Source organism: Kitasatospora sp. CMC57, assembly GCF_045866025.2.
GTDB lineage: Bacteria > Actinomycetota > Actinomycetes > Streptomycetales > Streptomycetaceae > Kitasatospora.
The window spans coordinates 6,449,575-6,470,600 of sequence record NZ_AP035881.2 but is presented as its reverse complement, the minus strand read 5'-3'; the positions used below and the strand labels follow the sequence as shown (position 1 = coordinate 6,470,600).

Below are 21,026 nucleotides of genomic sequence, written 5' to 3'. Positions count from 1 at the left end.
GCATCCTGTGGGGGTGCCGAAGAAGCAGAAGCGCGCAGTGGCCCTGGCCGAGATGGTCGCGGCCCTGCCGTCACCAGCGACGGGGGGCCCATGCGGCTCGTACGTCGACCCGCCCGTGGCAGCCCGCGGCTTCACCGACGCCGATGGCACCTGCTGGCGGCTCGCCCGCGGGCCGCTGGACCCCCGCCGGGCCAAACGGCTCGCAGTCGATGCCGACGTGATGTCGATGGGGACCTCCTACGACGACGAGGCCGGACGGTGGCTTCCCCGCTTCCTGGCGGAGGCCGAGCGGCCGGCTGCCTGGCTCGAAGCGCGGGCCGGGTTCGATACCGCCCACCTGCCGGTCCATGAGGCGTACGAGTTCACGGCGGACGATGGCCGCGTTCTCCTCTTCATCGAGACGTACTGCTGAGCTCGATCCCGCGGCAGCGACCAGACGCCCTCGACCGGATTGAGGGGGCATTCGCAGGTGGCTGGTAGACGGTCAGCCGGCCCCGGGTGGCGATGAACTCTTTCGTCGCAGCCGCCCACTCCCCTCGGCAGACGAAGCAGGTGATCAACGCGGTCCACACCTCGGTCATTCCGGCATAAGGTCGTCGGTGGCGCGCACGGCCTACTGGAGGCGCTCGAGGGCATCGGGCACCTGTTCCCGACCGATCACAGCGATGTCAACGACGTACTGGCCGTAGCGGAGTTCGCCGCACCAGATCTGGCACCCCTCTTCCATGAAGGCTTTGTCCTGTATGAGGCAGGTGTAGGACTGGTCATCCGCCTTGAAGCTGCCGGTCAACCGGACCGACTGGTAGGTCCATGGCTTGTCGCTTTCCGATCGGTGACGCCGGTGAATGTAGAGCCAAGCCCAGGTCGGGGAATCGAACCGCCTGATCCGCTGCGAGAAGCAATGGCGCAGGAAGTCGCTGCCGTGGAGCACGAAGTTCCGGGAATTACGACGGGTGGCGGCGGCAGTACGGAGCAACATTGGTCGCGCCTCGCCGTAACTCGAACGGGCGTTCGCAATCAACGTCGGGCAGGGTGCCCGGGTCCGTCTACTGCCCCGCTCCGAACCCCGCAGCACCGCCAATTGCCTTCCCCTACGCCGTGGTGCCTGCGGCCTCCGGAGCCCGCCCGGTTCATGAGGGCGTCGGTGCCGTCGAGGACGAGGCCGCGGCGCCGGCAAGCTGGAAGCTGGCCGGGCACGCGGCGTGGCCGCCTCTCGGCGTGAGGGCAGCCCGGTCGGTGGGCCAGTAGCCCGGCGGGGCGAGGACGACCACGGCGTACTGCCGTGTGCTGGTGGCGGTGCCCGCCATGGCCTTCGGCGCCGGCGTTACGCCTGACGGGCCACAGGATCGGCCTGGCGGACGCGGGTGGTGGTGCGCTTGTAGAGGCGGGTGCCGAGGGTGCGCCACAGGAGGCGGGCGGGGGCGGGCATCTGCGAGAGGAACAGTTGCTGCTCCTCAGCGGTCGCGTCCTCGAGGATGGCGCCGAGGAAGATCAGGAGCTTGGGCTTGGGAACGCTGCGGCGCCCTCGTTCACCCACCTCGGTCCACTCGCGACGCGTGATGTGGTCGGCCATCAAGGGCAGCAGCTGTGCTTCTTCGTCGTCCATGTGGGCGGTGGCGTCTCGGTCGAGTGTCCGCAGGGCGTCGGCCAGCAGCAGGGCGCTGTCGTGGTCGGCGTGGATGCGCCACCGGTGCGACAGCTCGACGGCCGTGGCGAGCGCGGTGGCGATGGACTCGTGCTGGTCGGCCATCCGCGCGACGACATCGGCGCCGGGGACGGCGCGCTCGCGCAGCTTGGGCCACAACAGGTCGTCCTCACCTTCGTGGTGTTCACCCAGAGCGCCGAGCACCAGGTCCAGGTGATCGGCGAGCACAGCGGTACGCCGCAGGTCGCCCGGGGTGGCGGCTTCGATCAGGCCGGCCAGCAGCGGTATCTCGCGACGGAAGACGCGGTGCAGGACAACCATCTCCTGCGGGTCCAGAGGCTCGTGGGCGGGGGCCGGGCCGGCGGTGGTAGGCATCGGGGTCCAGTTCTGCGCGGGAGAATGATCATTTCGGCAAGCCCGCATCCTAGTGGTCCTCGTCCTACCAGCAGAGCCCCGGACGCGCAGAGGGTGGGAGAAGCGGTAATTTTCGTCGGCGCGCGGTGCTCCACCGCCCGCGGAAGCTCAGCCGCTTCCAGGGTCTGTCCGGCCGGGCACAGGCACAGGTGGCGCCTTCTGGGCAGCACAGCGTGGTGCGGCACGTCAGGCATTGGATGCCGGCGTGCACCCGTACGGCTCGTTGCCGGGTGCCGTGTACCTGGACACGGTGTCGGGCCTGCCCGTAGGCGAGTTCCCGTTCGGACCTGCGCCGCACCCGGGCGGGCCGCCCCGCCGCGCGCTCACGTCGGCGACCGCGGCCACGCGGCAGTCGTAAGAACCCGTCAGCCACTGAACCTTGCCGGGTTCTTGACGGCTCGACAGACTGGCGCGATGTCCTTCATACCCGAGCCCAGAAGCAGCGCACCCGCCGGTCCGGCCGGTGGCCACATGGTGGTGTGCGGTGACGATGCTCTGGCGTACCGGCTGACGGTGGAACTGGCGTCGCTGTACGGCCGACGGGTGACCGTGGTGCTGCCTTCGGTGCAGCGCGGCCATGGCCCTCAGTTCGCCGCGCTGGCCGCTGACGGCCGCTGGGCGGTCACCGTCCGGGAGGCTTCGGTGCTCGACGACGCGGTACTGGAGGCCGCTGGAGTAACGGAAGCGGTCGCGCTGGCTCTGACCTCGGGTGAGGACCAGGTCAACATCCATGCCGCGCTCCGGGCCCGGCGGCTCAATCCCACCGTGCGCCTTGCGGTACGCGTCTTCAACCGGAGGTTGGGGGTGCGGGTCGAGCAACTGCTGGACCGAGCGGCGCTGGCCCGCGATCCCGCTCTGTCGGCGGTCGCGCTGGAGGCGTCCACCACGGTGCTGTCGGCCTCGGCGACGGCCGCACCGGCGATGGTGGCGGCCGCCGTGTCCGGCCGCAGTCACGTGGTGCAGGTCGACGGACGGCTGCTGCGGGTGGCCGAGACAGCGGCGGGCCAGGACCCGGTGCCCGGCCAGGTCGCAGTCCTGGCAGTGTCCGGCGGCCAGCGCCCGGCCGATCCGCCTGACCTGCTGCTGCCCGACCCGGCCGCCGACGCGGGCGCCGGGGGCAGCAGGCTGGTGCTGGAACTGCTCGGCTCCGACCAGCCACCGCGACGACCGCGCCGGCTGCCCGGCCTCGCGGGCCTGCCGCTCGGCGCGCTGTTCTCCCCCCGCCTGCGCTGGGCTCTCAGCGCCCTGGCCGCCCTGGTGGTCTCGTTCGCGGCGCTGACCTGGTGCATCACCGGCCAGAGCCCGCAGCACGCTGCATGGCTGGCACTGCTGGACGTGCTCGGCATCGCCGATCCGGCCGAGGAGGCGGTGTGGGGCCGCAAGGTACTGCAGATCCTCTCCGCGATCAGCGGGATGCTGCTCATGCCTCTGCTGATCGCCGTCGCCCTGGAAGCCCTGGGCACGTTCCGCACCCACTCCGTCCTGCGCCGCCCACCCCGCCGCCTGGAGAACCACACGGTCCTGGTGGGCCTCGGCCGGGTCGGGAGCCGGGTCCTGGAACGCCTGTGGGAACTTGAGGTCCCACTCGTGTGCGTCGAGAGCAACCCCACTGCGCTCGGCGTCGCGCAGGCCCGCGCCTACGGCATCCCGGTGGTCATCGGCGACGCCACCCAGGACGGCGTCCTGGAAGCCGCGCGGATCACCCGGGCCCAGGCCCTGATCTGCCTCACCAGCGACGACAGCACCAACATCGAGACCGCGCTCTACGCCCGCGAGTGCCACCCGGACATCCGCGCCGTACTGCGCCTGCTCGACGACGACTTCGCCACCGACGTCTACCGGGCCCTGAAGGAGTCCTACCCGTCGGCCGTCACCCGCAGCCGCAGCGTCTCCTTCCTCGCCGCGCCCTCCTTCGCCTCCGCCATGATGGGCCGCCAGGTGATCGGCGCCGTCGCCGTCGGCCGTCAGGTCATCCTGATCGCCGCCGTCGACGTGGCCGCCAACCCTTACCTGGAGGGCCGCACCGTCGAACAGGCCCACCGACCCGGCGCCTGGCGCATCCTCGCCATCGACCTCGCCGAAGCCGCCGACCGCACCCCCGACCTGGCCCACTCCGACCCCGGCAGCTCCGAGCTCATGTGGAACCCGCCACCCAACCGTCCGCTCGGACGGGGAGATCTGGTCGTCCTCGCCGCCACCCGCGAGGGACTCGGCCAACTGCTGAACCCCCAGCCGCTCGGGCACCCCGGCACACCCCAACCCGTCCCGGGCGCCTGAGACGCAGCCACGCCCACCAGCACCTTGTGGCCGGACAGTCCCCACCCGATCGGTTGACTGCCCGTCAGCCAGTTCCCCGAGTGCCGTCGATGATCGTCGTGTGGTGAGTTTGAAGCAGGTGGAGCTGCGAGGCGCGGAGTTGGCCGTCGGCTGAGCAGGCGGGTACCGCGACGCCTCTGGTCTGCGCAGCACCTACTGAAGGCCGGCGAGGGAGCGGTGGGCGAGGGGTACCCGGAGCGGGTCGAATGCCGGGTTCAGGGTGAGAGCGCGGGTGAGGTCCGTGCGAGCCTGGTTCGTGTGGCCGAGCGCCTTGTGGATCTCGCCGCGGTGGTAGAGGAAGAGGGGGTTGTTCCAACCGTGGGCGAGTGCCTTGTCAGCGTAGGTGAGGGCTTCGCTGTTGGCGCCGGTGCGGTGGAGGGCCCAGGCGAGGGCGTCGGCGACGAGGACGTTCTGGCGCCGGTCCCATTCCGCTCGCAGCAGCCGGACGGCCTCGGGGGCGGCGCCGTGGTCGGCCTGGTACTGGCCGAGGGAGAGGTCGTCGACGACGCCGTTGGCGGCCGCGAGGTGCTGTTCGGCGGCGAGTAGGCGGTACTGCTCGGTGGCTTTCTCGGGGTGGCCCACGGCTTCCTGGAGCTCGCCGAGTTCGAGGAGGTACTGGGGCAGGGGCAGCTTGGCGGTGGCCTGCGTGTAGTGGGTGATGGCGTCGTCGGTGCGGCCGATGGCCGCTTCGGCGCGGGCGGTGCCGGCGAGCGCGGGGGTGTAGGAGGGGTCGATGTCGAGAGTTTGCCGGTAGCCGGCGAGGGCGTCGTCGGCGCGGCCCCGGGCGAGGTCGAGTTCGGCGAGCTGGTAGCAGCAGAACGCGCGGTCACTGGGCGCGAACGCGTCCTGGAGGGCGCGGGTCAGGGCGGTGCGGGCGTCGTCGGTGCGGCCGTGCTGCTCGAGGTCGTAGGCGGCCCGGGTGAAGGACGCCGTGCCCGGTCGGAGGTCGAGGAGCTGCTGTACGGCGTCGGTTGCGCCGGCGTCGTCTCCGAGCTGGGTGCGGGCGTCCACGAGGACCGCGTAGGCCGGCCAGTGCGCGGGTGCAGCGGCGATCGCCTGCTCCGCGTACCGGCGGGCCAGGGCGAATTCGTGGCGGGCGTTGGTGAGCGCACCGAGGCCGGTGAGCGCCTCCACGTTGCCGTCCGGCTGGAGGCTCGTGGAGCGTCGGAGCGCCTGCTCGGCCTTCGGGTAGTACGAGGAGTCCGCGGTGAGCCGGGCCTGTTCGACGTACTCGGCACCCAGGCGCGCCCAGACGGCGGCGTCGCCGGGCAGTGTTTGAAGGTGCTGCTGGTCCTTGGCGATCGCGGTGTCGAGCGACCCCCGCCGCTCCACACCGGCCGTCCTCGGGCCATCGGCCGCGGCCGGTGACGGTGCAGGCGTGCGGCCGGCGGTGCCTGCGTAAGTGAGGGCAGCAGTCAGGGCTGCGGCGGTCAGGACCAGGGGAAGGCGTCGCACGGCGGGTGTCCTGTCGGTGATGCGAGGGCGAGCGGGAGGGTCGGCGGCCACCCTGGGGCAGCCACCGACCGGTACCGTGCTACTGGGCCTGGTTGACAGCCTTGTTGTAGGGCAGGGCGAGGTACGGGAAGCTCGCGGAGAACGGCTTGTCGGTGGTGTTGACCTTGTCGCCCGCGGCGAGGGCGGGGATCAGGTGGCCGGGGGTGGCACCCTCCATCACCTGCAGGGCGATGTCGACGACGTCGTCGGTCAGACGGCGGCCGTTGGGGAAGCCCTGGAAGTCGCCGTTGAGGACGCCGAGACGGTCGGGGACGGCGGTCATCGGGGTCGACATGTTCAGGCGCAGCTCCTCGGCGGGCACGAACCGGTTGGGGTCGATGTCCTGGTTCATGAGCTGCGAGTTGAGGTCGACCGCGTACGGGCCGTTGGCTGCCTTGGCGATGCCGGTGAGGAAGATCTCCTGCAGGTCGGTGCGCGGGGCCGCCGGGGCCGGGAGGCCGTAGATGGCCTGGACGAGCTTGGGGACCTCGGGGTCGAGGACCTTGGCGACCACGGCGGGCTGGTTGTGGTCCTCGGACGGCGGCAGGGAGTTGAAGGCGTCCTTCAGGCCGGCGGGCAGCACGACCTCGTTGACGAGCGGGTTGCCCAGGCGGGAGACCTGGACGAACTTGCCGGTCGGGTCGGCCTTGCCGGGGCTGAGCTTGAGGGTCTGCTTCTCGGTGCTCGACCAGATGCCGATGACGGGGTTGCGGGTGGCGTCGCCCTTGTAGGCGAGGCGGCTCTTGGGGATCTGCAGGGCGACGGAGTTGACGTTGTACCCGGCGAGGGTGTTCTGCCCGACCTCGGACAGGTTGCCGCCGTAGAGCAGGTCGAAGACCCGTAGGTCGAGGAAGAACGGGTCCGCTGCCTGGGTGGCCACGGTCTGGCCTCCGCCCGGGAGTTGGACGGTGGCCTGCCGGCGCAGCGTGCCGTAGTCGGGCATGGAGGCCTTCCCGGTGTTCGACGGGGCGACCTGGCCGTGCTCGACCAGGGTGACCGGGTCGCAGTTCGGACGCAGCTCCTCCAGGGTGTAGTACTGCCGGAACAGCAGCGTCGGGTCGTTGAGGTTGTTCACCGGCCCGTTGTTGTACAGGAAGGTGTTGGTGCCGCGCTGGTCGTCGGTGTGGAAGGTCCAGCGGTAGGTGATGTCGGGCTTGCCGGTGCCCTGGGAGTCGATGTTGATGTCGTAGTGCGCGCCGTCGGCCCACGGGTAGAAGTTCGGGCCGCCGTTGGGCTCCTGGAAGGGCAGCCAGTTGGCGATGAGGGTGACCGTGTCGGCGTTGTCCGGGCTGGTGAACGCGTAAACGTCGGTGTTGTCGACCTTGGGGTCGGCGGCGATCAGCGGTGCCTCGCGGTGGCTGGAGGCCGTGGAGGTGCCGGCGCCGGCGCCGAGCAGGGCGGTTCCGGCCATGCCGAGGGCGAGCGCGGTGAGGATCGCGACGCTGCGGACGGGCACGCCGGTACGCGGGGTGAGGCGGCCAAGAGGCATCAAGGGTGGGTCTCCGCTTCCGTGACAGAACAGGGCTGCTCGCCCCCGTGTCGGGGCGAGCAGTGGTCCGGCGGGTCAGTCGAGAGCACTGTCCGCTGCCGTTGTCGAGCCGTTCGTAAGGAAACGGGTCCCGGCCTGGTCCTTTCACCCGGTCGGGCCACGGACGTCACCCACACGGTCTTGCCCGCACGGTCGAGCGGGCCCTGTCCTACGAGGGATCGGCGGCGTTCGCCGACTCCTGGTCCTGGGATGCGGCGGCAGTGGCGTCGGCGGAACCTCCCCGGACAGAAGCGGATTGCGGGCGGGCGAGGCCGACGCGGTGCCGCGGGCGCGCTGCCAGGCGAGCGCCGGGAGCCAGCCGGTGACGAACAGGGCGACCACGGCGAAGCCCGCCGTGTTCAGGTCGAGCCGCTGACGGGGTCCCAGAACCGGCCGCCGAGGAAGAGCCGGTCGGCGTGAAGCGCGAGCAGTTCGACGGTGCCGATGACGAGCGCGACGGCCACGGACAGGCCGGTGACAGCGAGGTTGTAGCGGACCTTGCGCAGCGGGTCGGCGCAGGCCCACCCGTACGCGAAGTTAGTGAACGTCCCGTCGATGGTGTCGAACAGACACATGCGGGCGGCGAACAGGACCGGCAGCAGCCGGCGGCCGGTAAGGCCCGCCGATGCCCAGTGATCCGGACGCTGACGGTGCGGGCTTCCCCGGGAGAGTGACATCCGCTCCTGCCCCGGAGTGTCGTCGGGCGCAACCGGGCCGGGACCGTGAGCGTGTCCCGCGCGAGTGCCAGGCGCCCGCATCCCGCACCTGCTCCTCGGAGGCATCGCGTGGCCGTCCCTCGGTCCCTCGCACGAAGCGGCGCCGTTCTCGGCGGCGCCCTGACCCTGCTCGCCCTTGCGGCCCCGCCCGCGCCGGCCCACCCGCTCGGCAACTTCTCGGTCAACCATTACGTCGGTCTCACCGTCCATGGCGACGGTATCGACGCGCTCGCCGTCACGGACCTGGCCGAGATTCCCACACTGCAGGAGCAGCCCCAGGTCGACCTCGACCACGATGGGAGCGCTCAGGATTCCGAGCTCGCCGCCTGGGCCGGTCGCCGGTGCGCCGAGACTGCTCACCGGCTGAAGCTCACCGACTCGTCGGGTTCGGTGGCCTCGTGGACGGTCACCGACGCGTCGTTCCGCTACCAGGACGGCACGGCGGGGCTGACGACCAGCCGCCTCGAGTGCCGCCTGCACGCGGCTGTTCGCGTCGCCCGGGTCGGGTCCGCCTTCCGGGTGGAAACCGGGGCCGATCCGACACGGGTCGGTTGGAACGAGATCACCGCCCGCGGCGACGGCGCCACGATCGAGAGCTCCGATGTGCCGCAGAACTCCGTGTCCCAGGAGCTGCGCGACTACCCGCGCGACCTCCTCGACAGCCCCAGGGGCGTCACCGAGGCCGCGTTCCGCGCCCGGCCCGGCGGCGGGTCCGCCACCGTCACCAGCTCCCAGGCCGACCCGTCCGCGGGCGGACCGTCCGCCTGGCTGGCCGCCCTGGACGCCCGCCTCGCCCGCATGGGCGCCGCGCACCACCTCACCTGGCCGATCGGCCTGCTCGCTGTCTTGCTGTCGATCGTCCTCGGCGCGGGACACGCCCTGCTTCCCGGCCACGGAAAGACCGTCATGGCCACCTACCTCGCCGGCCGCCGCGGCAGCCGGCGCGACGCGCTCACCGTCGGCGCCACCGTCACCCTGACCCACACCGCAGGCGTCCTCATCACGGGCCTGCTGCTGACCGTGTTCTCCTCGCTCGCCGGTGACACCCTGCTCGGCTGGCTCGGCGTCATCAGCGGAGCCCTGGTCGCCCTCGTCGGCGCGTCGCTCCTGCGCGACGCCGCCCGCGCGACCCGGACCTCCCGTTGCGAACAGACGGTGATCGAGCCTCTCCACGCGCAGCCCGCACCGCTCGTGGCGGCGGGTGTCGGCAGCCACTCCGCAGCCGACACCCACCACCCGCACCCGCACGACCACGACCACCCGCACAGCCACAGCCACAGCCACAGCCACAGCCACGATGCGCACGAGCACCGGCACAGCAGCGGGCATCCTGATCTGCCGCACCAGCACCACGACCACGCGGGGCATCACCACCGCCATGGTCTCTTCGGCCACAGCCACCGTCATCACGGTTCCGGTGCCGACCGGCCCAGCCGCCGGACCCTGATCGGCCTCGGTGTCGCGGGCGGCCTGGTGCCGAGCCCGTCCGCACTTGTCGTGCTCCTCGGAGCCGTCGCACTGGGCCGCACCCTCTTCGGGGCCGGGCTCGTCCTCGCCTACGGCGTCGGCATGGCCGCCACCCTCACCGCTGCGGGACTCCTGCTGGTCGGCGTCGGAGACCGCATCGCGGAGGCGGCCGACAGCCCGATTCTCGGCCGCCTCCGCCGCATCGCCCCTTACGGCGGCTGGCTCACCGCGCTCCTGATCCTGACCGTCGGCCTCGGAATGGCCCTGCGCAGCCTGCCCGCCGTCCTCTGACCCGAGCTCGAACAAGGAGACGACGCCCCGTGACTCTCACCTCGACCTTCCGAGCCGCCCGGCGGCTGACCACAGCCATCGGCGCTGCCGCGATTCTCGCCGCGTGCGCCGGCACCGCCGACGGATCCTTCGACGCCCAAGCCGCCACACCGTCGCCGAGCTGCCTCCAGCACCAGAAGGAGACGCCGGGCACCCGCTACACCGGAGGTGAGAAGTCGGACCCGACTGCGGTCCTGGAGATGATGCGGTACTACACCAGCAACAGCCACCAGCCCTACTGCGACGCAAAGCCGGACACCGACACCGACCGGGCCTGGCACCAGCTCTACACGCGGCTCGGCGGCGACCCGTCCCGATTTCCCGGCGCCTGAGCGATCGGCGGTCACCACCGGCTCAGATACCACCGCGCGGCAGGCGGTCACCACCGGCTCAGGTACCACCGCGCGGCACACCGTCTCCTGGGCCGCAGGGTCGGCAACTTCGGCCTGACTTCCGCGTTCTCGCTCCATCCCGGGATCGGGACCACCGGGGCTGGTGAGCCTCACCGTTCCGGAGCGCGGCGGGCCACCGTCTGCGGGACAGTGGAGGGGGTATCGGCAGGCCTGTGGACTTGGCCGACGACGGTGGTATCGGGAGGTTCACGATGACTTTTGTCCAGATCGTCGAGTGCCGCACAGAGCAGCCCGACGAACTCAACCAACTGATGGACTCCTGGATCGAACAGACCCAAGGCAAGCGGACCGCCACCCACACCATGGTCGGGTCCGACCGGGAGGACGCCCGGCACATCGTGGAGATCGTCGAGTTCCCCTCGTACGAGGCGGCGATGCGCAACTCCGCCCTGCCGGAGACCGACCGGATCTTCCGGGAGATGGTGGCCCTGTGCCAGGAGCCGCCCATCTTCACCAACCTGGACCTGGTGCGGGACGAGCAGCTCCTCAAGGATGCGGCCCGCCGGCTGCTGATCGAGCCGACGAACGGGGACATGTCGGCGGTCGACGAGCTGGTCGCGCCGGACTATGTGGACCACGACCCGTCGATGGACGCCGACACGGTCGGCCCGGCGGCCGTCAAGGAGATGATCGAGGGGTACCGCCGCGCCTTCGACTTCACCTTCGACATTCAGAGCCAGATCGCCGAGGGCGACCAGGTGTGCACGCGCTGGATCTGGCGCGGCACGCACGTCGCCGAGTTCATGGGCGTGCCGGCCACGAACAAGGTGATCGAGTCCTCCGGAATGACCATCTGGCGCTTCGAGGACGGCAAGGCCAAGGAGGGCTGGTGGAGCTGGGACGCCGTGGCCATGATGAAGCAGATGGGGATGATGCCCGGCTGACCGTCCGCGGCGGGTGCGTGGCCGAGGCAACGCTGCAGGTACGTCCACGACGCAGCGACGGCTGCCGACATGCGGCGAGGAGACGCGCGCCTCGGAATGGTTCGCGCGAGGGATATATGGATTTTGTCGGCTTAACGTCGGGTGCGTCCTAGGGCGGTCTGCTGGTGGATGAACGAGGTGAAGCTTCCCCCGCTGGCGGGTCGCCCCGGCAGATCGTGGACAGCGCGGGTACAGCAGAGTGCATCATCGACGCCCGAGGGCGTGTGACGCACTGGAACGGCCCAGCTCTGCGACGTTCTCAGCAGTGCCGACGGGTCGCTGGACGACCTCTGCGACGCCGTCCTGGGCGAGCTGATCAACGGACGGCCACAGGACGACATCGCCCTCCTGCTCGCACACACCCGGGCGCTGGACCCGGGACGGGTCGCCACGTGGACCATCCCCTCCGATCCGAGCGCGGTCACCCAGGCCCGTAAGGACGCAGCCGAACGCCCGTCCGCCTGGGGGGCGGATTTGACCTACGCCACCGAGCTGATCGTCAGCGAACTCGTCACCAACGCGATCCGCTACGGGGGCTCCCCGATCACCCTGCGCCTGATCCAGGACCGCACCCTGATCTGCGAGGTCTCCGACAGCAGCAGCACCGCTCCACACCTGCGCCGCGCTCCCACCTTCGACGAGGGTGGCCGAGGCCTGATGCTCGTCGCCCAGATGGCCCAGCGCTGGGGCACCCGTCACATACCGACCGGAAAGACCATCTGGGCCGAGCAGAGCCTCGTTCCCCGGAAGTGTACGACTGCGCTGGTGTCGGTCTCAGGTGGCCGAAGGGCGGCCGAGCCAGAACAACGCGAGGTCGATGTCCCGCGGGGTCCACTCTTCCTGGCGCTCCCGTCCAGCAACGACCAGGTTCTCCACAAGCTGCATGTACCTGCCGTATCGGCCCTTGGTCGAGGTCAGGGAGAGGCCCAGTAGCTCAAGGCCCGACTGCGCCCTCTCGTCGTACACGGCCATGCGGTGAGGGGCGGCTGCGGTCAGCAACGCGGACGCGAGGGCATCACCCTTGTTGAAACCCGGCAGCGAGGTCAGTGCCGCCCTTCCCTGCCGAGCGGCCTCGGCGAGTGCCAGTCGCTCGTCACGCACCAACTCGACAGCCGGCGCCGTCGCCCTTCGGACGGCCACGTCCGGCGTAGCCAGCAACTCCGCTGCCCAGGGCGTGTTCGCTCGAAGGCGCTTCCAGAACAGCAGCGCACCGATGTCCGACTTTCCGATGCTGCCGGAAAGGACGATGCGCTGCGAAACCTCCAGCAGCACCTCGTCGTAGGCGGCTGACACCGTGGACAGATAGCCGCTGCGCGCGGCGTGAAGCCGGGACCAGCCGTCTTCAGAGATCACTCGTCGTCCTTGCGTGGCAGCTTCAGTACACCCTCGTGTCCCGAACGGTCAGCGACACGGATGAGGTGCTTCACCTTCTTGTCGACGGAGCCGCAACGCCGCCACAGTCCCCAAGGCCCAGAGGGGCCCCGTGGCCGTGGAGTTGACGACCAGTCAGGACTGTAGCCCATGCCCGTCGCTGTCCCGGAACGGCCGCACTCTCAGGAGTTGTCGGTGCGGGGGAAGACGTACGCGTCGAGGACCAGGCCGAGTGCGACTGCGGCCGGCACCGCGACCAACGCTCCCACCAGGCCGAGGAGCGCGCCTCCCAGGAGGACCGCGACCACCGTGACGATCGGGTGAACGTCGATGACGAACTTCATGGCCCGGGGCATGATCAGGTAGTCCTCGAGGAGCCGGAAGGCGATGTAGAAGCCGGCGGTGGTGAGGGCGATCGGCAGGGACACCGACAGGGCGACCAGGCTGACGACGACACCACCGATGGTGGAGCCGACCATCGGGACCAGGTCCATCAGTGCGACGAAGACTCCGAGCGCCCCGGCGTAGGGGACGCCGGTGGCCGCGCACCAGGCGAAGGTCGCCAGGCCCGCGACAGCGGAGGTCAGCACGTTGCCCAGCATGTAGCGGCCCGTTTGGCGAAGGATCTCCTCGGTGATGTCCTGCACCCCCTGGCGCCGACTCTGCGGCACGAAGCGGTAGCAGAAGGCCTTGATCACGGGCAACGCTGCCATGACGTACAGGGTGACACTGGCGACGATCACCGTGGCGGTGACGGTGCTGAGTAGCAGCTGGCCCGCGCCGAGCACGCCGCCGAACACCCCTGAGGCCGAACTGCTGGAGCTCAGCTGCTCCTTGGCTCGTTCGATCAGGTGGTAGTGGTCCTCGATCCGGCCCAGCGTCGACTGGTGGTCGTGCAGTTGTTGGAGCCAGCCCGGGACGGCATGGACCAAGGAGCTCACCTCGTCGCTGACCGGTGGGATGACCACCGCGAGGATGGCGGTCATCAGCCCGGCCAGTCCCAGCACCACGAGCGCAACCGCCCAGGCCCGGCGTAGGCCGAAGTGCTCCACCCAGGCGACCACGGGTTCCAGGCTGACGGCGATGAACACGGCGAGCAGCAGTAGCGTCAGCAGCGAGGTGAGTTGGAGCACCGCGTCCGTCAGGTGCCAGGCCACCAGCGCCCCCATGCCGAGCGCGAAGCCCACGCGGAACCACGACGTGATCTTCGGCGCCGTACGCCGGGTGGTCGCCATCCGGCTGCGCGGTCCGCTGCCGCGGCGGGCCAGTGTCAGGTCGCGGGCGGGGTTCCCCGCGCTTGGGTCTGGGTCCATCGTCTCTCCTCGGGCCCTCGTAGGTGGGCAGTTGCCCCCTCGGCGGTCACCGTCTTCCCCCGATAGGCACTGCAGTCCCTTCGAGGAGGTGCCCGATATCGGGAGGGGCACGAAAGCCGTACCGGCGGCGGGGCGGGGTGACGAGCTGCCTCGTCACCCCGCCCTGCCGCCGGTCACCGTCAGACCGTCTACCAGCGGTACCAGCGGCCTCGGCTGCCGGAGGCGCCGGTGCCACGGGCCACGAATCCCAGCAGCCAGACCACCAGGACCACGATCGCCACCCACCACAGGGCCTTCAGCGCGAAACCGGCACCGAAGAGAATCAGAGCGAGCAGCAGAACGAGAAGAAGCGGAACCATGTCGACCTCCGTAGTCAGTGTCGGCAGTCCGCCTGCCCTGACCCACGGCACATATGCGGGGGAATCTTCCGGCTGATCGGGGGCAGGGTTCCGGTGGGATCCCCGGAGATCGCGCGTACCGCTCGATCGTCCAGGACGGCAGAGACCACGGATGCCGAACGTACGGGTTCGTGCAGGGTCCTGGAAGCAGCCGTGGCGGGCGGCGCGAACCGACTGGCTCACACCACCCGCCACGGTCCAGCCGCTTGGGTCACTCCCGGGCGCTGGGGACCTTCAGCGGATCGCGGGGGGCCGTCGGCTTGGCGGCCGCGAGTTCCTCGCCGAGATCCACCAGTCGGTTACGGCCCATGGCCTTGCGGACCTCGGGGAACCAGTCCTTCTCCTCCTCCTCGACGTGGTGGCGCACGTTCTCCATCAGCACCGTCATCTTGGCGTCGAACCGCTCGTCGGCCGGGTCCATGCCCGTGAGCTCGGAGAGCATCCACAGCACGACGTGGTGCTCCTCGACGCTCTCCAGCACGTGGTCGCCCGTGTCAGGGGCGGCCTCGCGGGCGGCGGGGTAGAAGATCTTCTCCTCGATCCAGGTGTGGACCGTCAGCTCCTCGATCACCTGGTCGGCGATCTCCCGCTTGTGCTTGTGCGCGTTCTCGCCGGCCTTCTCGAACTCCTTGAACAGCTTCTCCACCGTCTGGTGGTCTTCCTTGAGCAGCACGATCGCGTCCACGGACAGTCTCCTCAACAGCGTTTTCAGTACAGATGGTTGAAGCCCCGTCAGGCCTCCGATGGCCGGGCCGACGCTCGCGACGGGGAGAGGTCAGGCAGCGGTGGGGGGTGCGGGGAACCGCTCCCAGACCCGGTGGTCGCCGAGCAGGTCGGTGACCTGGCCGACGACCCGTTCGGCGGCCCCGCCGCACACGACGCCGGGTGCGTCGGTCGGGATGCCCACCGCCTGGAGGGCCTGCTCGGCGTCGCCCCAGGCGCCGATCGCCTTGGCGTGCCGCCACGTCTCGGTGAGCAGCAGGGCGAGGCGGGGGTCGAGGGCGGTGGTGAGGGCGGGCAGGTTGCCTGCCTTGGCGTCGAGGCCGGGGTCGGCGTCCGGTGCGGGAGCGGGGGCACCGGCGAGCAGGACGGCGTCGAACTCCACGGACCGGGCGGTGGCGAAGGTCCGCTGAACGGGCACGTCATCGGCCACAGGCGCGCCGGTGGGCCCGATGACCAGCGCGATCATCCCGGCGGCCGCGACCGCGTCCCGGGCCTCCCGCACGCCGGTGAGATCGCCGGCGGGATCGGCGATGATGCCGATCACCCGGCCCTCGATCGGCCACCTCGCGCCGAGCTGGGACAGGGCCGGACTCGGCTCGACCTCGGCGAGTCGCTCGGAAGGCTGCGGGACGGGCAGGCCGAGTCCCCGGGCGACCTCGGCGCACAGGCGGGGGTCGATGTTGGCGAGCACCCGCAGCATGCGTTCCTTGATCGCCTGCTCGTAGACCTTGGACAGTTCGAAGGTGTAGGCGGCGATGACGTGCTGCTGCTCCACCGGCGTGAGGCTCAGCCAGAACAGCCGGGGCTGGCTGAAATGGTCCGCGAACGTGGCCGGCGCCTCGCGGACCCTCTCGGCGGCCGCCACAGGTGTCGGGTACTCGACGTACCCGCCGTCGGCCGCGCCCGCGAAGAACGGGCAGCCGCCGTCGAGGGAGTTCGGCTTGTACGGGGCGACGCCGGTGTGGACGGCGTCCTGGTGGAAGCCGTCGCGGAGCATGTCGTTGACCGGCGTGTGGGTGCGGTTGATCGGGATCTGCGCGAAGCTCGGGCCACCGAGCCGGGTGATCTGGGTGTCGAGGTAGGAGAACAGGCGCCCGGCGAGCAGCGGGTCGTCGGTGACGTCGATCCCAGGCACCAGGTGCCCGGGGTGGAAGGCGACCTGCTCGGTCTCGGCGAAGTAGTTGCTCGGGTTCGCGGTCAGGGTCATCAGGCCGATCGCCTGGATGGGGGCGAGCTCCTCGGGGACGAGCTTGGTGGGATCCAGCAGGTCGATGCCCTCGAACATCTGGTCCGCGGTGTCGGGGAACACCTGGATGCCGAGCTCCCACTGCGGGAAGGCACCGGCCTCGATGGCATCGGCGAGGTCCCGGCGGTGGAAGTCGGGGTCCATCCCGTTGATCAGCTGCGCCTCCTCCCAGACCAGGGAGTGCACCCCGGCCTTGGGCTTCCAGTGGAACTTCACCAGGCTGGAGGCGCCCTCGGCGTTGACCAGGCGGAAGGTGTGGACGCCGAAGCCCTCCATCGTCCGGTAGGAGCGCGGGATGCCCCGGTCCGACATGTTCCAGAGGGTGTGGTGAGTGGCTTCGGTGTGTAGGGAGACGAAGTCCCAGAAGGTGTCGTGTGCGGACTGCGCCTGCGGGATCTCCCGGTCCGGGTGCGGCTTCGCGGCGTGCACGATGTCGGGGAACTTGATCGCATCCTGGATGAAGAACACCGGGATGTTGTTGCCGACCAGGTCGAAGACGCCCTCGTCGGTGTAGAACTTCGTCGCGAAGCCCCGGGTGTCGCGCACGGTGTCGGCCGAGCCGCGCGAGCCCAGCACGGTGGAGAACCGTACGAACACCGGCGTCTCGACCCCCTCGCCGAGGAACACCGCCTTGCAGACCGCGCCGGCCGTCCCGTAGCCCCGGAAGACTCCGTGAGCGGCCGCGCCCCGCGCGTGCACCACCCTTTCGGGGATCCGCTCGTGGTCGAAGTGCGTGATCTTCTCCCGCAGGTGGTGGTCCTGCAGCAGCACCGGCCCCCGCGGTCCCGCTTTCAGCGAGTGGTCGCTGTCCGCCACCCGCCGCCCCTGAGCGGTCGTCAGGAACGCACCGTCCTGCGCTCGGGCGTCGTCGCCCGCCCCCGCCCGGCCGGTGGCGGACAGGGCCGCCGGCGCGGCCTGGTCCGGCTTCGGCGGTAGCGGCTCCCGAGGCTCGGTGGGCTCGGCCACCGTCGGCGGCTCGGCGCCCGGCGTTCCGGGTACGTCGGGGCGGTCGCGCTCCTTCAGCTCGGCAATGGCCTCGGCCACGGCGTCGACGACCTTCTGGACGGGGTTGGACTTGTCCATCGATTCCTCCGGGTCAGCGGATTGTCGGCCCTGCGGCGCCCGCTCGGTCCACACCCTGTGCGGACTCTCGCGCGCTCGTTGGTCTGGCGGCTGACCGCCTGCCCCGTCGCGTGGGACGTACACGTCGGGTTCGACCACGAGGGTGGCGCCTGGGGCCCACCCTCCGAGCGCCGGGCGGCAAGCGCCAGGCGGGTGCACCTGTCCGGGGCACCGCAGCGACCAGGCCCGTACGCGCGGCGGCGGGGCCCCGCACCTCGCCGGTACAGGGCCCCGCCGCTGTCGCGCTCCGGTGTCAGAGGGCGGTGCCGCCGGTGTAGTAGCCGTCGACCCGGTCGCGGTGGTCACGGCTGTCGGTGTGCTGGTCCCTGTCGAACTCGGGCGAGTTCTTGATCTCGTCCTTCGTGCGGTTCACCCACACGGTCTTCTCCACCGCGTCCACCCGGCTGATGGTGCCGGCCGGCAGCAGGACCTCACGCCCGAAGATCCACGGGCCGGTGTCGACCACGATGTGCGCCGTGTCCACGTCCTCGGTGTGCTTGTCCACCTTGCCGATGTGACCGTCCGTGGCCTCCACCCGGAACCCGGTCAGGTCCGTGCCCGCCGTGTAGCCCTCGGCGCTCTCGTAACCCCACAGTCCGCTGCTCACAACTGCCTCCTCGTCGGACGAACTCGATCTGACGGTGGGTCGGCTACCCCCACTTCAGGCAGACACACCTCCCGATTCCCGCACCTTGAACCGCGCCCGCGACCCTGGCAACAGCCGCAAGGCCCAGCGGCCGTGGGGGCGACACGGATCGGGAACGGGGGTCAAATGCGCTTGGTGGTTCACCCTCCGCGACCCACTCGGCGTCGCCTGACCCACCGGCCGACCACCGTCAGCGTACGACGCAACCGAACTTGTCTGACCAAGTTCGGTCCGCGTTCTTCCCCCGGACAGTACGGCCCGATATTCATGTCCCGTTCATGGCGACAGCCGTGGCATCCACCCTCACCGAACGGGACGAGGTTTTCCCCTTATGCGACTGCGTCGGAGCGCCCTCAGCGGCCTGCTTGCCGCCCTCCCCCTCCTCGGCGCGCTGCTGGTAGCCGCCCCCTCTCACGCGGCGACGAGCAGCGGCAACCTGATCGTCAACGGCGACGCCGAGACCGGCGGTTACTGCACCAACGACTGGAGCGCGGCCAGCACCGTCCCCGGCTGGACGGTCCAGGCCGGCGGCATCAACAGCATGTGCTACACGGCCGGTTCCTTCGGCCTGCCGAGTGACGGCAACGCGCCCGGCAAGTCCTTCTTCGGGCCGGGCAACTTCGGTGACGGTGCGATGTCGCAGACCGTCAACGTCGCCTCGGCGGCGGCCGCGATCGACGGTGGCGCGGTCACCTACAACCTCTCGGGCTGGCTTGGCGGTTGGACCACCTACGGCGGGTACGCCGCCGTCAGCCTGCACTTCAAGGACGTCGGCGGCCGTTCGGTCGGCGCCACCGCGAAGCTGCCCACGGTCTCCGCCACCGACCGGGGCCTGGCCACCAAGTTCCTCGCCCGCGCCACCACCGGCGCCGTCCCGGCCGGGACCAGGTCGATCCAGGTCGAGGTGCAGTTCCTGTCCACCTCGAACGAGACCGGCTACCTGGACGACCTCTCGCTGACCCTCTCCACCCCGGTCACGGCACCGGCGCCGGTGGCTCCGCCGGTCTCCCAAGTACCGGGCTACGACCACGTGTTCACGGTTATGATGGAGAACACCGACTACGCGCAGATCATGAACGACCCGGCGGACACGCCGTACATCCACAGCCTGATGTCCCAGGGCGCCACTCTCACCGACGCCCGCGGCGTCTACCACCCGAGCGACGAGAACTACCTCGCGATCGCCGGCGGCGACACCTACGCCAAGGGCGCCACCTACTGGCCCAACATCAACTCCCCGCAGCGCAATCTGGGCGACACCATCGAGGCGGCCGGCAAGTCCTGGAAGGCCTACGAGCAGGGCATGGGCACGCCCTGCAACACCAACAAGAACTACGACAGCGAATACATGCCCGACGATGCGCCCTTCATCAACTACACGGACATCAGCGGCAATCCGGCGCGCTGCGCGGCGCACCTGTTCGACACCACGCAGCTGACCACCGACCTCCGGTCGGCGGCCACCACGCCGAACTTCTCCTGGATCGCCGCCGACGACTACTACGACGGCGAGGGCTCCGGCAACGGCAACGCGACCAGCCTCAAGGTGCAGGACGGCTGGCTGCAGCAGACCCTCGCCCCGGTGCTGGCCTCCCCCGCGTGGACCCAGCAGCGCTCGCTGCTCCTGCTGACCTGGGACGAGAGCGCGAGCGAGGGCTACAACCACGTCGCCACCATCGTCCTCGGCTCGCAGGGCACCGTCCCGGCCGGCACCAGCAGCCCGCTGCACTACGACCACTACGGCATCGGCCGCACCATCGAGTCGGCCCTCGCCCTCCCGGGCCTGACCGCAAACGACACCTACGCGACCACCCTCAACGCCGCATTCGCGCCCGCCACGCCGGCCATTCCGACGCTGACCGGCGACCTGAACGCGGTGACCAACGGCGGTAACCTCACCCTGCGCTACGCCCTGCCGAACACCTCGCAGATCAACGCCAAGAACTGGGTCGGCATCTACCCGGCCGGCGTCACCCCGGGCTCCCAGTCCGCCCTCGCCTGGTCCTACACCCCGTACCGGAGCGGCGCAGTCACCCTCCCCACCAGCAAGCTGAACGGCCCGGGCACCTACAGCGCCTACTACCTCGCCAACGACGGCTACTCGGTCCTGGCCGGCCCGTTCTCCCTCACCATCGGCTGACGGTCGCGGGCAGGCAGTCGGCGATCAGGAGGCAGTCCCGCTCGACTGCACCGCCTCCCGGCTGCCGACCTGCCCCTGGCCCTGGTCCAGCGCCACCCGCAGGCCCTCACCGACGGCGGGCGCGGCGCGCGGGGCGGAGAGCGTGAGCAGCAGTCCGCTGCCGACCACAGCGGCGGCGAGCACGGCCAGCAGCGGGCTGACGGTCACGCGGCGCGATAGGTCCACTGTCGCCCTATGTCGATGGTCGGACGATGGCGCTTACGCCGGGCAGGGGTGGGGCACGAGCAGACTGGACACCACCCGCTCTGCGGGTGGTGTCCAGTTCACCGGAGACGTCTCCGATCAGGCGTACTCGACCATCAGGCGCTGGTCTCGTGGCTCACGCGAGGAGCCTGCCCTTGGCCTTCTGGAACTCCTCGTCGCTCAGGGCACCCCGGGCGTTGAGATCGGCCAGCTTCGCCAGCTCGTCCGTCCGGTTCGGTGTGCCGCCGTCGGCTGCCGAGCGGATGTACTCCTTGAACGCGGCGTCGGCCCGCTGCGCCTCTTCGAGGTCCCTGCGCCCCATCGAGTCGCCCCGTGCGATCAGGTAGACGAGTACGCCGAGGAACGGCAGCACGATGACGAAGAGCGTCCACCCTGCCTTGCCCCAGCCGCCCATGTCGTGGCTGCGGAAGATGTCCGTGATGATCCGGAACAGCAGGAAGAACCACAGGACCCACAGGAACAGCCACATCATGGTCCAGAACAGGTTGAGCAGCGGGTAGTCGTCCATCACGGCTCCAGTCGGTCAAAGGACAGGTCCACGCAGAAGCGCGTGCTAC

The 21,026-nt window shown here is 70.3% G+C and carries 18 protein-coding genes and 2 pseudogenes; 7 read left to right on the top strand and 13 right to left on the bottom strand.

The features are described 5' to 3' along the window. The first annotated feature begins 13 nt into the window (after positions 1-13). Entirely contained in the window at positions 14-412 is a 399-nt protein-coding gene (locus tag ACKUU6_RS29080) for a hypothetical protein (RefSeq protein WP_407991539.1), read from the top strand. Positions 413-613: 201 nt separating this feature from the next. On the opposite strand, the gene ACKUU6_RS29075 is transcribed toward ACKUU6_RS29080, so the two are convergent. Together ACKUU6_RS29075 and ACKUU6_RS29070 are read right to left on the bottom strand one after the other, a co-directional pair. Then, positions 614-979, bottom strand: coding sequence for a hypothetical protein (locus ACKUU6_RS29075; protein ID WP_407991538.1), 366 nt, complete (start codon positions 977-979; stop codon positions 614-616). Between the two features lie 345 nt (positions 980-1,324). Continuing rightward, positions 1,325-2,020, bottom strand: a complete 696-nt coding sequence (locus ACKUU6_RS29070; RefSeq protein WP_407991537.1) for a hemerythrin domain-containing protein — start codon at positions 2,018-2,020, stop codon at positions 1,325-1,327. A 453-nt stretch (positions 2,021-2,473) separates the two neighbouring features. Here ACKUU6_RS29070 and ACKUU6_RS29065 point away from each other — a divergent pair, with 453 nt between their 5' ends. Continuing rightward, positions 2,474-4,336: an NAD-binding protein gene (locus ACKUU6_RS29065; RefSeq protein WP_407991536.1), complete on the top strand. Its 1,863-nt coding sequence runs from the start codon at positions 2,474-2,476 to the stop codon at positions 4,334-4,336. 192 nt (positions 4,337-4,528) lie between these two features. Here the strand turns inward: ACKUU6_RS29065 and ACKUU6_RS29060 are convergent, their stop codons facing one another. The 3 genes and pseudogenes from ACKUU6_RS29060 to ACKUU6_RS29050 form a co-directional block, all read right to left on the bottom strand. Continuing rightward, complete coding sequence (locus ACKUU6_RS29060) at positions 4,529-5,707, bottom strand: tetratricopeptide repeat protein (protein WP_408649644.1); 1,179 nt, start codon at positions 5,705-5,707, stop codon at positions 4,529-4,531. Positions 5,708-5,909: 202 nt separating this feature from the next. Continuing rightward, positions 5,910-7,358 (bottom strand): DUF4331 domain-containing protein, encoded by a 1,449-nt coding sequence (locus ACKUU6_RS29055; protein ID WP_407991534.1) that lies wholly within the window; start codon positions 7,356-7,358, stop codon positions 5,910-5,912. Between the two features lie 291 nt (positions 7,359-7,649). After that, positions 7,650-7,996 (bottom strand): annotated as a pseudogene (locus tag ACKUU6_RS29050) (HoxN/HupN/NixA family nickel/cobalt transporter); the annotation flags it as partial. A gap of 186 nt (positions 7,997-8,182) precedes the next feature. On the opposite strand from ACKUU6_RS29050, the gene ACKUU6_RS29045 reads away from it, so the two are divergent. The 4 genes and pseudogenes from ACKUU6_RS29045 to ACKUU6_RS29030 form a co-directional block, all read left to right on the top strand. Next, positions 8,183-9,871, top strand: coding sequence for a nickel/cobalt transporter (locus ACKUU6_RS29045; RefSeq protein ID WP_407991533.1), 1,689 nt, complete (start codon positions 8,183-8,185; stop codon positions 9,869-9,871). A 29-nt stretch (positions 9,872-9,900) separates the two neighbouring features. Further along, positions 9,901-10,242, top strand: a complete 342-nt coding sequence (locus ACKUU6_RS29040) for a hypothetical protein (RefSeq protein WP_407991532.1) — start codon at positions 9,901-9,903, stop codon at positions 10,240-10,242. A 272-nt stretch (positions 10,243-10,514) separates the two neighbouring features. After that, positions 10,515-11,207, top strand: a complete 693-nt coding sequence (locus ACKUU6_RS29035) for an ester cyclase (protein WP_407991531.1) — start codon at positions 10,515-10,517, stop codon at positions 11,205-11,207. A 273-nt stretch (positions 11,208-11,480) separates the two neighbouring features. Further along, positions 11,481-11,984 (top strand): annotated as a pseudogene (locus ACKUU6_RS29030) (ATP-binding protein); the annotation flags it as partial. Between the two features lie 36 nt (positions 11,985-12,020). Here ACKUU6_RS29030 and ACKUU6_RS29025 read toward each other — a convergent pair. The 6 genes from ACKUU6_RS29025 to ACKUU6_RS29000 all read right to left on the bottom strand — a co-directional run bounded on the left by ACKUU6_RS29025 (position 12,021) and on the right by ACKUU6_RS29000 (position 18,026). Then, the gene (locus ACKUU6_RS29025) at positions 12,021-12,599 is read right to left on the bottom strand and encodes a hypothetical protein (protein ID WP_407991530.1); all 579 of its coding nucleotides are present in this window, start codon (positions 12,597-12,599) and stop codon (positions 12,021-12,023) included. A gap of 200 nt (positions 12,600-12,799) precedes the next feature. Beyond that, on the bottom strand, positions 12,800-13,930 hold the full coding sequence (locus ACKUU6_RS29020) for an AI-2E family transporter (RefSeq protein ID WP_407991529.1): 1,131 nt from the start codon (positions 13,928-13,930) through the stop codon (positions 12,800-12,802). Positions 13,931-14,118: 188 nt separating this feature from the next. Beyond that, complete coding sequence (locus tag ACKUU6_RS29015; protein ID WP_110669262.1) at positions 14,119-14,289, bottom strand: hydrophobic protein; 171 nt, start codon at positions 14,287-14,289, stop codon at positions 14,119-14,121. A 250-nt stretch (positions 14,290-14,539) separates the two neighbouring features. Continuing rightward, entirely contained in the window at positions 14,540-15,013 is a 474-nt protein-coding gene (locus ACKUU6_RS29010; protein WP_407991528.1) for a hemerythrin domain-containing protein, read from the bottom strand. 90 nt (positions 15,014-15,103) lie between these two features. Continuing rightward, positions 15,104-17,380 carry a catalase gene (locus ACKUU6_RS29005; RefSeq protein WP_407991527.1) on the bottom strand — a complete coding sequence of 759 codons (2,277 nt, stop codon included), beginning with the start codon at positions 17,378-17,380 and terminating at the stop codon, positions 15,104-15,106. Positions 17,381-17,672: 292 nt separating this feature from the next. After that, positions 17,673-18,026, bottom strand: a complete 354-nt coding sequence (locus ACKUU6_RS29000; RefSeq protein ID WP_407991526.1) for a PRC-barrel domain-containing protein — start codon at positions 18,024-18,026, stop codon at positions 17,673-17,675. 370 nt (positions 18,027-18,396) lie between these two features. On the opposite strand from ACKUU6_RS29000, the gene ACKUU6_RS28995 reads away from it, so the two are divergent. Then, positions 18,397-20,205 carry an alkaline phosphatase family protein gene (locus tag ACKUU6_RS28995; protein WP_407991525.1) on the top strand — a complete coding sequence of 603 codons (1,809 nt, stop codon included), beginning with the start codon at positions 18,397-18,399 and terminating at the stop codon, positions 20,203-20,205. Between the two features lie 24 nt (positions 20,206-20,229). On the opposite strand, the gene ACKUU6_RS28990 is transcribed toward ACKUU6_RS28995, so the two are convergent. Both ACKUU6_RS28990 and ACKUU6_RS28985 read right to left on the bottom strand, forming a co-directional pair. Continuing rightward, entirely contained in the window at positions 20,230-20,412 is a 183-nt protein-coding gene (locus ACKUU6_RS28990; protein ID WP_407991524.1) for a hypothetical protein, read from the bottom strand. A gap of 172 nt (positions 20,413-20,584) precedes the next feature. Next, a complete protein-coding gene (locus ACKUU6_RS28985) occupies positions 20,585-20,977 on the bottom strand; it encodes an SHOCT domain-containing protein (protein ID WP_407991523.1) in 393 nt (130 codons plus the stop codon). Between the last annotated feature and the right edge of the window lie 49 nt (positions 20,978-21,026).

What these genes read in the sequence shown, in the direction of transcription:
- ACKUU6_RS29015 (WP_110669262.1), bottom strand. Translation starts at nt 14,289, where the DNA reads ATGGTTCCGCTTCTTCTCGTTCTGCTGCTCGCTCTGATTCTCTTCGGT.
- ACKUU6_RS29035 (WP_407991531.1), top strand. Translation starts at nt 10,515, where the DNA reads ATGACTTTTGTCCAGATCGTCGAGTGCCGCACAGAGCAGCCCGACGAA.
- ACKUU6_RS29070 (WP_407991537.1), bottom strand. Translation starts at nt 2,020, where the DNA reads ATGCCTACCACCGCCGGCCCGGCCCCCGCCCACGAGCCTCTGGACCCG.
- ACKUU6_RS29055 (WP_407991534.1), bottom strand. Translation starts at nt 7,358, where the DNA reads ATGCCTCTTGGCCGCCTCACCCCGCGTACCGGCGTGCCCGTCCGCAGC.
- ACKUU6_RS28985 (WP_407991523.1), bottom strand. Translation starts at nt 20,977, where the DNA reads ATGGACGACTACCCGCTGCTCAACCTGTTCTGGACCATGATGTGGCTG.
- ACKUU6_RS29075 (WP_407991538.1), bottom strand. Translation starts at nt 979, where the DNA reads ATGTTGCTCCGTACTGCCGCCGCCACCCGTCGTAATTCCCGGAACTTC.
- ACKUU6_RS29020 (WP_407991529.1), bottom strand. Translation starts at nt 13,930, where the DNA reads ATGGACCCAGACCCAAGCGCGGGGAACCCCGCCCGCGACCTGACACTG.
- ACKUU6_RS29065 (WP_407991536.1), top strand. Translation starts at nt 2,474, where the DNA reads ATGTCCTTCATACCCGAGCCCAGAAGCAGCGCACCCGCCGGTCCGGCC.
- ACKUU6_RS29005 (WP_407991527.1), bottom strand. Translation starts at nt 17,380, where the DNA reads ATGGACAAGTCCAACCCCGTCCAGAAGGTCGTCGACGCCGTGGCCGAG.
- ACKUU6_RS28995 (WP_407991525.1), top strand. Translation starts at nt 18,397, where the DNA reads ATGCGACTGCGTCGGAGCGCCCTCAGCGGCCTGCTTGCCGCCCTCCCC.